The sequence below is a fragment of the Comamonas sp. GW821-FHT11H03 genome, from assembly GCF_058807955.1.
Genome location: NZ_JBXARF010000001.1, coordinates 775,089 through 788,101, shown reverse-complemented (window position 1 = coordinate 788,101; position 13,013 = coordinate 775,089). Strand labels below are relative to the sequence as shown.

The window sequence follows — 13,013 nt, the reverse complement described above, 5'->3', positions numbered from 1 at the left end:
GCAAGTCGGCTGCTGGCGAAGATGACAAATTTGTCATCTTCAGGTCAGAACCCTGTGGGGGCCGCCACGCTAGATTTGCCCCGCCTGTACAGGAGTGCCAACCCAGGGGCTGGCATGCAGGCGGAGCATCACCATGACATTCATTACCAAGGCGGCCGCTGCGTTGCTGGGCAGCGGCCTGGGCCTTTTCGTGCCCTGCACCTGGGCGCAGCAGCCTGCGCCCGTCACGGCGGCGGCTGCCGCCCCCATCAGCCTGCAGGCCGCGCTGGCACTGGCCATGGAGCGCAACCCCGGTCTGCGGGCGGCAGCCCAGGCCCTGGCGGCCAGCGAAGGGGCATTGATCCAGAGTCGCGCCAGGCCCAATCCCGAGCTGGCCTATTCACAGGAAGACACGCGCCGCGAAACCCGCTCCATGACGCTGCAGTGGAACCAGTCCATAGAGATCGGCGGCAAGCGCGAGGCCCGCATGAAGGCGGCCGAGCATGGCCGCGAACTGGCCAGGGCCGAGCTGGACGCCGCGCAGGCCGGTCTGCGTGCCGATGTGCGCACGGCATTTGCCAATGTGCTGGCCGGCCAGCAACGCGTGCAGCTGCATCTCAAGACGCTGGAGATTGCCAGCAGTGCCCGCGATGCCGCAGCCAAGCGCGTGCTGGCAGGCAAGGTGGCTCCGCTGGAGGAAACCAAGGCTCGCGTGGCCGAGAGCAGTGCCGAGCTGGCGCTGGCGCAAGCGCGCTCCGGTCTGCGTGTGGCGCGTCATCAACTGGCGGCGCTGTGGGGAGCGCAGCCTGCGGCATTTGGCAGTGCGGTGGGGGAGCTGGCGCAACTGCCGGTGCTGCCCGATGAAAGCCTGATGCTGGAAAAGCTGGAGCATTCACCGCAGATGCTGCGCGCGCAGCAGGCCGTTTTTCAGGCCAGGTCCGTCGCCGAGCTCGAGCGCGCCAAGCGCCTGCCTGACCCCAGCGTGAGTCTGGGCATGAAGCGTGCGCAGGAAGTGGGCCGCAATCAGCTGGTGGTGGGTATCTCGGTGCCGCTGCCGATTCTGGACAGCAACCGCGGCAATCAGCTGCAGGCACTGCGTCTGGCAGACAAGGCCGAGGACGAGCTGCTGGCCACGCGCCAGCAAATGCACGCACAGCTGCAGCAGCAACGCGAGCAGCTGCAGACCAGCCGTGCCCAGGCCGAGCAACTGGCGCAGCAGGTGCTGCCGGCGGCCCAGTCCGCTTACGAAGTGGCTGCCAAGGGCTTTGCCATGGGCAAGTTCAGCTACCTGGAAGTGCTGGATGCCCAGCGCACGCTGGCCGAGGCACGCAGCCTCTATCTGGAGCAGCTGGTGGCAACCCATCAGGCGGCTGCCGACATCACCCGCCAACTGGGCGATGTGCCCGGTCTTGAGTAAGAGCAAGCACATATCATGAATTCCACATCCCCTAAGCCCCGCCGCACGGCGATTTCCATCGCCATCATTCTGGCGCTGGGTGCGGCCGCTGCTGCAGCCATTGTCTACGGTACGCAGCCAGCGGCTGCAAGCGCCGAAGGCCATGGTCACGGCGCTGCTCAGAAGAGCCATGCCCATGAAGAAAAGAGCGGGCATGAGCATGACGAAAAAGAGGAGCATGACCATGGCAGCGAGCCTGGGCATGAACAGGCAGCAAGCACCGGAAAACCCGCAGTCCAGCCGGAATCCGCTCATGCCGATGATGAGGAGGAAGGCCTGCTCAAACTCGATGCCGAGCGCGCCAGGGCTGCGGGCGTGGCGTTGGCCGAGGCCGGCCCGGCGTTGATCGCCAGCATGCTGCAGTTGCCGGGCGAGATTCGCTTCAACGAGGACAGGACGGCCCATGTGGTGCCACGGGTGGCGGGCGTGGCTGAGAGCGTGGCGGCCAATCTGGGGCAGGTGGTAAAGAAGGGCCAGTTGCTGGCCACCCTGACCAGCCCTGCGGTATCCGAGCAGCGCAGCGAGCTGATGGCCGCGCAAAAGCGTCTCGCACTGGCGCGCACCACCTATCAGCGCGAGAAGCAGCTGTGGCAGGAAAAGATCTCGGCCGAGCAGGATTATCTGCAGGCCCAGCAGGTGCTGCGCGAGGCCGAGATCGCGTCCGCCAATGCGCAGCAGAAGCTGGCTGCGATCGGTGCCGGCTCAGGCTCTGCCGGGGCGTTGAACCGCTTCGAGCTGCGCGCGCCTTTCGACGGGGTGGTGGTGGAAAAGCATCTCTCCGTGGGCGAGGCCGTGCAGGACAGCACGGCCGTGTTCACCATCTCCGATCTGCGTTCGGTCTGGGCCGAAATGAAGGTGGCCGCCGGCGACCTGCCCTTTGTGCGCGTGGGCGAACAGGCCACTGTGCATGCGACGGCCTTTGAATCGAAAGCCACGGGGACGGTGGCCTATGTGGGCGCTTTGATAGGTCAGGAAACCCGCACGGCACCGGCACGCATCACCCTGGAAAACCCGGATGGTATCTGGCGTCCGGGCCTCTTCGTGAATGTGGATCTGACGGCATCCGGCCAGAAGGCGGCGGTGACGGTGGCCAGTGCAGCCATCCAGAAGATCGACGGCGACAAGCCCGTGGTGTTTGTGCCGGTGGACGGCGGCTTCAAGGCGCAGGCCCTGAAGCTGGGCAAGACCGATGGCCAGAACACCGAAGTGCTGCAGGGCCTGAGTACAGGCCAGCGCTATGTGAAGGACGGGGCCTTCGTGCTCAAGTCCGAGCTGGGCAAGGCCACGGCCGAGCATGTGCATTGATTAGCCACCCCCTGAGGCGCGGCGCGCCTTCCCGTTGCACGGCGCCCCCAAGGGGGACGACACCCTCGCCTGGGCGGCCCCGCCGCGAGGCGGCTCTTGCTCGGTGTCTCTGGTTTGGATTGCGCCAGTGTGACAGGGCAGATGAAGATATTTGGAGTTTGAATGTTTGAGCGCATCATCCGCTTTGCCATTGCCCAGCGCTGGCTGGTCATGCTGGCCACACTGGCCCTGGTGGGACTGGGTATCTACAACTACCAGCGCCTGCCCATCGATGCCGTGCCCGACATCACCAATGTGCAGGTGCAGATCAATACCTCGGCACCCGGTTATTCGCCGCTGGAGACCGAGCAGCGCGTCACCTTCCCCATAGAGACCGTGATGGCCGGCCTGCCGCAGCTGGAGCAGACCCGCTCGCTGTCGCGCTACGGCCTGTCCCAGGTGACCGTGGTGTTCAAGGACGGCACGGACATCTACTTTGCGCGCCAGCTGGTGAACGAGCGCATGCAGCAGGCGCGCGACGCCCTGCCGGCGGGCGTCGCGCCTGCGCTGGGGCCTATTTCCACGGGGCTGGGCGAGATCTATCTGTGGACCGTGGAGGCCGATGACGGTGCCACCAAGCCCGACGGCACGCCCTATACGCCGATGGATCTGCGCGAGATCCAGGACTGGGTCATCAAGCCCCAGCTGCGCAATGTGGCGGGCGTGACCGAGATCAACTCCATCGGCGGCTTCGCCAAGGAATACCTGGTGGCACCGCAGCCGCAAAAGCTCGCGGCCTATGGTTTCACGCTGGCCGATATCGTCGCGGCGCTGGAGCGCAACAACGCCAATGTGGGGGCCGGCTATATCGAACGCCAGGGCGAGCAGTACCTGATCCGCGCACCGGGGCAGGTGGGAGGCATTGCCGATATTCGCGAAGTCATCGTGGGGTCTGCGCAAGGCCAGCCGATTCGCGTGCGTGATCTGGCCGATGTGGGCCTGGGCCGCGAGCTGCGTACGGGGGCTGCCACGGACAACGGTCGCGAAGTGGTGCTGGGTACGGTGTTCATGCTGATTGGCGAGAACAGCCGCGCAGTGGCGCAGGCGGTGCATGAGCGCATGCAGGTGATCAATAAAAGCCTGCCGCCCGGTGTGAAGGCCGTGACGGTGTACGACCGCACCAATCTGGTGGACAAAGCCATTGCCACGGTCAAGAAGAACCTGATCGAAGGTGCGGCGCTGGTCGTGGCGATTCTGTTCCTGTTTCTGGGCAATCTGCGGGCAGCGCTGATCACGGCGCTCATCATTCCGCTGTCCATGTTGTTCACCTTCACGGGCATGGTGCAGATGCGCGTCAGCGCCAATCTGATGAGCCTTGGGGCGCTGGACTTCGGCATCATCATCGACGGTGCGGTGGTGATCGTGGAGAACTGCGTGCGCCGTCTGGCCCATGCGCAGGCCGCAGCAGGTCGATCGTTGAGCCGCAGCGAACGTTTCGAGGAAGTGTTTGCGGCAGCCAAGGAGGCTCGGCGTCCGTTGTTGTTCGGTCAGCTCATCATCATGGTGGTCTATCTGCCCATCTTTGCGCTCACCGGTGTGGAAGGAAAGATGTTTCACCCCATGGCGCTGACGGTGGTGATCGCGCTGCTGGGGGCCATGCTGCTGTCTATCACCTTCATCCCTGCCGCGATTGCGCTGTTCATGGGCGACAAGGTGGCCGAGAAGGAAAACCGTCTGATGGAGTGGGCGCGCCGTGCCTATGCGCCGGTGCTGGACAAGGTCATGCATGCACCGGCAGTGGTGTTGACGGCGGCCAGCGTCATCGTCGCCCTGAGTCTGTTGCTGGCCACGCGCATGGGCAGCGAGTTTGCGCCCAATCTCAATGAAGGCGACTTTGCGATTCAGGCGTTACGCATACCGGGCACCAGCCTGACGCAGTCGGTGCAGATGCAGATGCAGATCGAGAGAGCGCTCAAACAGCAGTTCCCTGAAATCGAGCGCGTGTTTGCGCGCACCGGCACGGCGGAGATCGCCTCCGACCCCATGCCGCCCAATATTTCGGACGGCTACATCATGCTCAAACCGCGTGAGCAATGGCCCGATCCGGCGCGCTCGCGTGACGATCTGCTGGCTGCCGTGCAAGAGGCTGTAGAAAAGATTCCGGGCAGCAACTACGAGTTCTCGCAGCCGATACAGCTGCGCTTCAATGAGCTGATCTCGGGCGTGCGCAGCGATGTGGCTGTCAAGATCTTCGGCGATGACATGGCTCAGCTGGAAAAGTCCGCACAGGCCGTGGCTGGCATGCTGCAAAAGATTCCTGGCGCCTCCGAGGTCAAGGTCGAGCAGACCACGGGCCTGCCCATGCTCACGGTGCAGATCGACCGCGAGAAAGCCTCGCGTTACGGTCTGAACATGGGCGATGTGCAAGATGCCATCAGCACGGCATTCGGCGGGCGTGAAGCCGGCACGGTATTCGAGGGCGACAGACGTTTTGCCATCCAGGTCCGCCTGCCCGAGGCCATGCGCAGCGATGTGGACAGCATAGGCCGCCTGCCGATTGCGCTGCCGCGCGGCGGCAACGGGCGTCTGGGCTTTGTGCCGCTGTCATCGGTGGCGACGGTGGAGCTGGCACCGGGGCCCAACCAGGTCAGCCGCGAGGACGGCAAGCGCCGTATCGTTGTCAGCGCCAACGTGCGCGGGCGCGATATCGGCTCCTTCGTGGCGCAGGCGCAGCAGGAACTCGAAGGCGTTGCGTTGCCGGCAGGTTACTGGACACGCTGGGGCGGAACCTTCGAGAACCTCGAGTCGGCCCGCAAGCGCCTGATGATCGTGGTGCCCGTGGCGCTGGCGCTGGTGTTCACGCTGCTGTTTGCCATGTTCGGCAATGTGCGCGACGGGCTCATCGTCTTCACCGGCATTCCGTTTGCGTTGACGGGCGGGATTGCGGCGCTGTGGCTGCGCGGCATTCCGCTGTCCATTTCGGCGGCCATCGGCTTTATCGCACTTTGCGGCGTGGCCGTGCTCAACGGCCTGGTGATGATTGCCTATATCCGTTCGCTGCGCGAGCAGGGCATGGGCGTTGAGCAGGCCGTCACCGAAGGGGCGCTCACGCGTCTGCGTCCCGTGCTGATGACGGCTCTGGTGGCATCGCTGGGCTTTGTGCCCATGGCGATTGCCACCGGAACGGGGGCAGAGGTGCAAAGGCCGCTGGCCACGGTGGTGATAGGCGGCATTCTCTCGTCCACGGTGCTGACGCTGCTGGTGCTGCCGCTGCTGTACCGGCTGGGATATGGAGAGCGGAAATAGCCGCGCAAGCGCCAGCGTTCTGACTGGCGTTGTGATGTTTTTTGCAGAGGGCCGACGTGGGTGCGTCGGCCCTTTTTTCATGGCGCTTCGCGCTGAAGAGGGCTCGCGAGCTTCGAGCGCTGGCGCGATGCGAGGCAACGGACTGAAACACGGACGTCATCGGGATGACATGAGTTTTACCTAGATTCTTGCCGGTCGAAACCTGTCGACATCAAAGCGAAAGACTCCATGCAAAACAAGCGTTTGATCAAGGCGCTGGCGCTCGCCTGTCTGACGGCCGCCACGCTGGCCGCCTGTGGTGGCAGCGATGACAGCCCGCCTGCCCCAACGAATCCGACCAATCCCACGACACCCACGAACCCCACCGAGCCGGCCAAGCCGGAGATGCGCTGTGCTCCCTGAGCGCGGTGACAGACAAGGCTTCACCATGATTTCGCGACGCAACCTTCTGCAGGCCGGCAAGAACGCCGCCTTTTCCGCTGCCGCACTGGCAGCCTTTCCTCCGAGCATCCGCCGTGCGCTGGCCATTCCTGCCAACAACGTCACGGGCACCGTCATGGACGTGCAGCATGTGGTGATCCTGATGCAGGAAAACCGCTCCTTCGACCAGTACTTCGGCACGCTCAAGGGGGTGCGCGGCTTTGGCGACCGGATGACGATTCCCGTGCCCAACGGCCGCAAGGTCTGGCAGCAGGAGCGTGCCAACGGTACGGTCATCACGCCCTACCATCTGGATGGAACGGCCAACAACGCGCAGCGCGTTTCCGGCACTCCCCATTCCTGGCTGGACAGCCAGCAGGCCTGGGACAACGGCCGCATGTCGCGCTGGCCCGTGGCCAAGACGGACACCTCCATGGGCTATTTCAAGGAGCAGGAGCTGCCCTACCAGTTCGCGCTGGCCAATGCCTTCACGATCTGCGATGCCTACCACTGCGCCATGCACACCGGCACCGACGCCAACCGGTCATTCCACATGACGGGCACCAACGGTGCCATGCCCCAGAACGTGGCCTTCGTGAATAACGAGTGGGATGCCATCAACGGCGTGCCCAGCGATGCCAATACCGGCTACACATGGAAGACCTATGCCGAGCGGCTGCAGGACGCCGGGGTGAGCTGGATCAGCTACCAGAACATGCCCGACGAGTGGGGCGACAACATGCTGGGGGCGTTCCAGAACTTTCGCCGAGCGAATCTGGCTTCGGGCTTTCCTGTCTCCAGCGGCGGCGCGCCCAATGCGCCCTATACCGACACCGGCCAGGCCTTGCCCTACCACGCCTATGACGTGGCCAGCGACGATGCGGCCAACCCGCTGTACAAGGGCGTGGCCAACACCTTGCCCGGCAACCAGCCCGAGGAGTATCTGGACGCCTTCAAGCGCGATATCCGTGAAGGCAAGCTGGCGCAGGTGTCCTGGGTCAATGCACCGTCCATCTATTGCGAACACCCCGGACCATCCAGCCCTGTGCAGGGCGCCTGGTTTCTGCAGGAGGTGCTGGACGCGCTGACGGCCAATCCCGAGGTCTGGAGCAAGACCGTGCTGCTGGTCAACTTCGACGAGAACGATGGCTACTTCGACCATATGCCTTCTCCCTCGGCGCCATCGCAGAACGCCGACAAGACCTATGCAGGCAAGACCACGCTGCCGCAAGCCGATCTGCAGGCCGAGTACTTCACGCATGGCGCACCGGCAGGCAGTCGCAGCCAGCCCGCCCCTGATGGCCGTGTCTACGGTCCCGGGCCGCGCGTTCCGCTGTATGTGATCTCGCCCTGGAGCCGTGGCGGCTGGGTCAACTCGCAGGTGTTCGACCATACGTCGGTGCTGCGTTTTCTGGAGGCCCGCTTCGGCGTGAAGGAGCCCAATATCAGCCCGTTCCGCCGTGCGGTATGCGGAGATCTTCTGAGCAGCTTCAACTTCAAGACGCCGAACAACGAGACACTGCCCGTGCTGGCCGGGCGCTCCACACGCGATGTCGCCGACCAGCTGCGTGCCGATCAGCAAAAGCTGCCTGCGGTGCCGGTGCCGCGCGATATGCAACTGCCTTTGCAGGCAGGCGGTACGCGTCCGTCACGGGCCTTGCCCTACGAGCTGCACACCAGTGCGCGCTGTCAGGCCAACAGCCAGGTGGAGCTGGTGTTTGCCAACACCGGTACGCAGGCGGCAGTCTTCCATGTCTATGACCGCTACAAGCTGGATCGCACGCCGCGCCGCTATATGGTGGAAGCGGGCAAGACTCTGTCCGATACCTGGGATGCCGTGCGTGACAATTTCGGCAAGTACGACCTCTGGGTGCTGGGCCCCAACGGTTTTCACCGCCACTTCAAGGGCGACCTGAATCGCCTGGGCACTACACAGGCCGCTCCCGAGGTGCGAGTCTGCTACGACATCGCCAATGGCAATGTCTACGTGGATCTGATGAACAAGGGCGCTCAGGCTGCGGTGTTCACCATCACGCCCATGGCCTACCTGAGCGACGGTCCATGGACGGTTAGCGTGGCCGCCGCCGCCAGCGCCGAGAGGCATTGGGAGCTGAAGGCCAGCGGCCAGTGGTATGACTTTGCCGTAACCTGCAACAGCGATCCGGCGTACTACCGGCGCTTTGCCGGTCGCGTGGAAACCGGTCAGCACACGATCAGCGACCCTGCCATGGGCGAGGTATAGCGACCATGCTGCGCCTTTGCGAACTGTCTGGCATGCACCATTGGCCCTAATATGGCGCTCTTGTATGACGATGGATGCCAGCCATGACTTTCTTCGCACTGCGCGACCTTGTTGAAGACCTGCGTCATGCCCGGCCCGCGCTATGGGCCGGGCGCAGCAGTGGGGATCGGTCCACACACTTCATAGACGCCGCTCAGGTTCAGCAGGCTGTACAGCGTTTTGAACGTTTTGCTCCCTTGCTGGCGCGGCTGTTTCCAGAGCTGCAGGCGTCTGGCGGACGTATTGAGTCGGCGCTGCTGCACGTGCCGCAGATGCAGCAGGCTTTGGAGCTGCCCGAGCAACTGGGCCGGCTCTGGCTCAAGGCCGATCACAGCCTGCCAGTAGCGGGCTCCATCAAGGCACGCGGTGGCGTGCATGAGGTGCTGGAGTACGCGGAGCAGATCGCTTTGCAGCATGGCCTGCTGGCCGATGGCGACTATCTGCAGCTGGCCTCCGATGCTGCGCGTGCGGTGTTCGCCCGGTACCAGGTGGCGGTAGGCTCCACGGGCAATCTGGGCCTGTCGATTGGCGTCATGGCTTCGGGTCTGGGCTTCAAGGCGACGGTCCATATGTCTGCCGATGCCAAGGAGTGGAAAAAGCAGCGCCTGCGAGCCCGTGGCGTGCAGGTGGTGGAGCATGCCGGCGACTATGCCCAGGCCGTCGCTGCAGGCCGCGCGCTGGCCGACCAGGATGCGCACTGTCACTTTGTGGATGACGAGCATTCGCTTTCGCTGCTGCTTGGCTATGCGGCGGCGGCTCCGCACTTGGTCGCGCAACTTGCAGAGAGCAAGATTGCCGTGGATGAAACGCATCCCTTGTTTGTCTATATTCCCTGCGGCGTGGGGGGCGCGCCCGGCGGCGTGGCGCTGGGTCTGCAGCAGGCATTCGGGCCGCATGTGCATTGTTTTTTTGCCGAGCCTGTGCAGTCGCCCTGCTTCATGGTGGAGATGCTGGCTGGCGCTGCAGCGCTGCCGGGTCTGGAAGCCCATCCTTCGGTCTATGAGCTGGGCCTGAACAACCAGACCGAGGCCGATGGTCTGGCAGTGCCGCGTGCATCGGAGCTGGCTGCTGACGTGGTGCGTGGCTTTCTCGGCGGAGTGTTCACGGTGGAGGATGAAACCCTGTTTCGCCATCTGTGCCTGCTGCAGGATAGGGAGGGGCTGCAGATCGAGCCATCGGCCGCAGCGGGATTTGGCGGTCCGTGCGTCCTGCTGGAAAGTGCTGCGGGTCAGGACTATCTGCAGCGCCAGAAGCTGCTGCCGCACATGGCAAACGCCACACATATCGTCTGGACCACGGGCGGTCTGTTTGTCCCTGACGAGGAGTACGCGAGGTTTCTGGCGCGTGGGCGCGATCTGCTGAACTGAGCACCTCACCTGGGTGATCTGGGTTGCCTGGGTTACCTCGGTTACCTGGGTCTTGGCGCCGTGCCCGCTTCACTCATCAGGATCAGCAGGGTGCGGTTGAAATCCTCCACCACCAGCAGGCGGCCTGCATGATCGATGTCCATGCCTGTGGGGCGGCCGCCGGGACGCAGTCCGGGCCTGGCATCCCATTTGCTCAGCCATTGGATGGGCTTGCCAGAGGGGCGGCCCTTGTCGTCGCGCGCAAAGCCCACGAGGCGTTGACCGTCTGCGCGCTGGCCGTGCCAGGCCACCAGCAATTGCCCGCCAAATGCGCTGCCCACTGGCGTGGCCAGCATTTGCAGCGGAGCCACATGGGCGGGCCAGAGCATATGCGGCGCCTCGGTCTTGCTGCAATCAAAGCGCTTTTCATAGCCCTGCGCATTCTGGCGTGCACCTGTGCAGTAGGGCCAACCGTAGTCGGCACCCGCGCGCAGCAGGTTGAGCTCTTCTGGCGGCTGCTTGGGGTCGCGGTAGTCGATATTGTTTTCGCCTTGCCAGACGGTGCCTGCCGCAGGGCCGTCGGGCATCACGGCCAGCGCCATGGAGTTGCGCAGACCGCCGGCAAATGGCTTGAATTCCTTGACGGGCTGCTTGCCCGCCTGCAACAGCATGCGCCAGACGGCAGCGCGCGGCATGGCCGTGCTGCGTTCGGGGCAGGGCACGGGTTGCTTCTGGTCTTCACCCCGGCAGGCATCGGTGGCCGAGCCCATATTGACGTAGAGGCTGCCGTCCGGCGCAAACGCCAGCTCCTTGAGCAGGTGCGCACCGTCGGCCGGCAGGCCGCTGACCAGCATCTCGGGCTGAGGTGCCTGTCCGAGTGCAGGCACCGCAGCGCGCCATATCTTGTCGGCCTCTCCGATATAGATTTTGCCGTCCGGCCCGCGCGCCATTCCCGAAGGATAGTTGAGCTTGCTCAGCAACACTCTGGCTTCGACGGCCCTGGCCGTGGTGTTGGCATTGGGGGCAGTGGCGGCATCGGGCGGCAGCTGCAGCTCGACCAACTGGCCCACCTGGGGCACCCAGTTGCCCATGTCCAGCACCCAGATACGGCCCGGCTCAATCTCCAATACGCGGCGCGGAAAGCGCAGGCCGTGGGTCTCGTCGGCAATCAGCCCTACGCAGGTGCCTGAGGGAGTGGTGATGGCCAGGCGCGGATAGATACCGCACTTGCCGGTGGAGGCATAGCCGCGCGCATGCGCACCTGGGCTGGCAGCCATGAGCAGCAGCGCAGACAGACTCAGAATCAACCGGTATTTGCGCTGCATGGCTCTTGTGGCGGCTAAAAGCGCGGCAGATCGGGATGAGCAATCTGTCCGCCGCGCACCAGCATCTTGCCGTACTCGGCACAGCGGTTGAGCGTGGGAATCACCTTGCCGGGGTTGAGCAGCGATTGAGGGTCAAATGCTGCCTTGAGCGCGAACATCTGGGCGTTCTCGGCCGTGGTGAACTGGGTGCACATGCTGTTGAGCTTTTCCACGCCCACGCCATGCTCGCCCGTCACCGTGCCACCCATGGCGACGCTGGTTTCCAGAATGTCGGCGCCGAACAGCTCGCAGCGGTGCAGTTCGTCGGGGTTGTTGGCATCGAACAGGATCAAGGGGTGCAGATTGCCGTCTCCTGCATGGAACACATTGGCGCAGCGCAACTGGTATTTCTTCTCCATATCCTGAATCGCCAGCAGGATGTCGGCCAGACGCTTGCGGGGAATGGTGGAGTCCATGCACATGTAATCGGGGCTGATGCGGCCGCTGGCGGGGAAGGCGTTCTTGCGCCCGCTCCAGAAACGCAGACGCTCTTCCTCGCTTTCGCTGACGGTGATGGCCGTTGCACCGGCGTGGCGCAGAACCTCGCTCATGCGGGCGATCTCTTCCTCCACCTCCTCGGGCGTGCCGTCACTCTCGCAAAGCAAAATGGCTTCCGCCGTGAGGTCGTAGCCGGCGCGCACGAAGTCTTCCACGGCGGCCGTCATAGGCTTGTCCATCATTTCCAGTCCGGCGGGAATGATGCCGGCCGCGATCACCGCAGCCACTGCGTCGCCGGCTTTGCGTACATCGTCGAAGCTGGCCATGATGCAGCGCGCCAGCTGGGGCTTGGGCACGAGCTTGACCGTGACCTCGGTCACCACGGCCAGCATGCCTTCGCTGCCTATCATGATGGCCAGCAGGTCCAGACCGGGGGTGTCGAGTGCATCCGCGCCGAACTCGACGGGCTCGCCTTCGATGCTGAAGCCTTTGACCTTGAGCACGTTGTGTACCGTGAGCCCGTACTTGAGGCAGTGCACGCCACCCGAGTTCTCGGCCACATTGCCGCCGATGGTGCAGGCGATCTGGCTGCTGGGGTCGGGCGCATAGTACAGACCGTAGGGGGCAGCGGCCTCGCTGATGGCGAGGTTGCGCACGCCGCACTGCACCAGGGCTGTACGGCTGTAGGCATCGACCTTGAGGATTTTGTTGAATTTGGCCAGCGACAGCGTCACGCCCATGGGGTGAGGCATGGCACCGCCCGAAAGCCCCGTCCCCGCGCCACGAGCAATGACAGGGGCGCCTATGGCGTGACAGGCCTTGAGCACGGCCTGCACCTGTGCATAAGTCTCGGGCAGGCAGACCAGCAGAGGGCGCTGGCGGTAGGCCGTCAGTCCGTCGCACTCATAGGGCGTGGTGTCTTCGCTCTGATAGAGCAGGGCATGCGCCGGCACATGGGGGCGCAGAGCCTCCACCACCTCGGCCTGGCGCCGAGCACGCTCGGACTGCTCGGGCGGGTGATGCGCGGCGTTGGCAGCTGCGCTGGAGGTGGCGACGAGATCGGTAAAAGTGCTGGCGGACGTCATGCCTGCAAATGTAGGGGATGCGCCCGCGCATTGGTGTGAGCTTTATTGCAAAGC

8 protein-coding genes are annotated in these 13,013 nt (G+C 64.3%); 6 read left to right on the top strand and 2 right to left on the bottom strand.

Annotated elements, in window-relative coordinates; translation table 11 throughout:
* Positions 1-133 precede the first annotated feature (133 nt).
* The 6 genes from AC1RTQ_RS03640 (at position 134) to dsdA (ending at position 10,093) form a co-directional block, all read left to right on the top strand.
* A complete protein-coding gene (locus tag AC1RTQ_RS03640) occupies positions 134-1,396 on the top strand; it encodes a TolC family protein (protein ID WP_492874335.1) in 1,263 nt (420 codons plus the stop codon).
* 15 nt (positions 1,397-1,411) lie between these two features.
* Entirely contained in the window at positions 1,412-2,740 is a 1,329-nt protein-coding gene (locus tag AC1RTQ_RS03635) for an efflux RND transporter periplasmic adaptor subunit (protein ID WP_492874333.1), read from the top strand.
* Positions 2,741-2,902: 162 nt separating this feature from the next.
* On the top strand, positions 2,903-6,025 hold the full coding sequence (locus AC1RTQ_RS03630) for an efflux RND transporter permease subunit (RefSeq protein ID WP_492874331.1): 3,123 nt from the start codon (positions 2,903-2,905) through the stop codon (positions 6,023-6,025).
* A gap of 228 nt (positions 6,026-6,253) precedes the next feature.
* Positions 6,254-6,427: a hypothetical protein gene (locus AC1RTQ_RS03625; RefSeq protein ID WP_165570867.1), complete on the top strand. Its 174-nt coding sequence runs from the start codon at positions 6,254-6,256 to the stop codon at positions 6,425-6,427.
* 25 nt (positions 6,428-6,452) lie between these two features.
* Positions 6,453-8,687 carry a phosphocholine-specific phospholipase C gene (locus AC1RTQ_RS03620; protein ID WP_492874329.1) on the top strand — a complete coding sequence of 745 codons (2,235 nt, stop codon included), beginning with the start codon at positions 6,453-6,455 and terminating at the stop codon, positions 8,685-8,687.
* A gap of 83 nt (positions 8,688-8,770) precedes the next feature.
* Positions 8,771-10,093, top strand: a complete 1,323-nt coding sequence (dsdA, locus tag AC1RTQ_RS03615; protein WP_492874327.1) for a D-serine ammonia-lyase — start codon at positions 8,771-8,773, stop codon at positions 10,091-10,093.
* A gap of 41 nt (positions 10,094-10,134) precedes the next feature.
* On the opposite strand, the gene AC1RTQ_RS03610 is transcribed toward dsdA, so the two are convergent.
* Together AC1RTQ_RS03610 and AC1RTQ_RS03605 are read right to left on the bottom strand one after the other, a co-directional pair.
* Entirely contained in the window at positions 10,135-11,397 is a 1,263-nt protein-coding gene (locus AC1RTQ_RS03610) for a PQQ-dependent sugar dehydrogenase (protein WP_492874325.1), read from the bottom strand.
* 14 nt (positions 11,398-11,411) lie between these two features.
* The gene (locus tag AC1RTQ_RS03605) at positions 11,412-12,959 is read right to left on the bottom strand and encodes an FAD-linked oxidase C-terminal domain-containing protein (protein WP_492874323.1); all 1,548 of its coding nucleotides are present in this window, start codon (positions 12,957-12,959) and stop codon (positions 11,412-11,414) included.
* Positions 12,960-13,013: the final 54 nt, after the last annotated feature.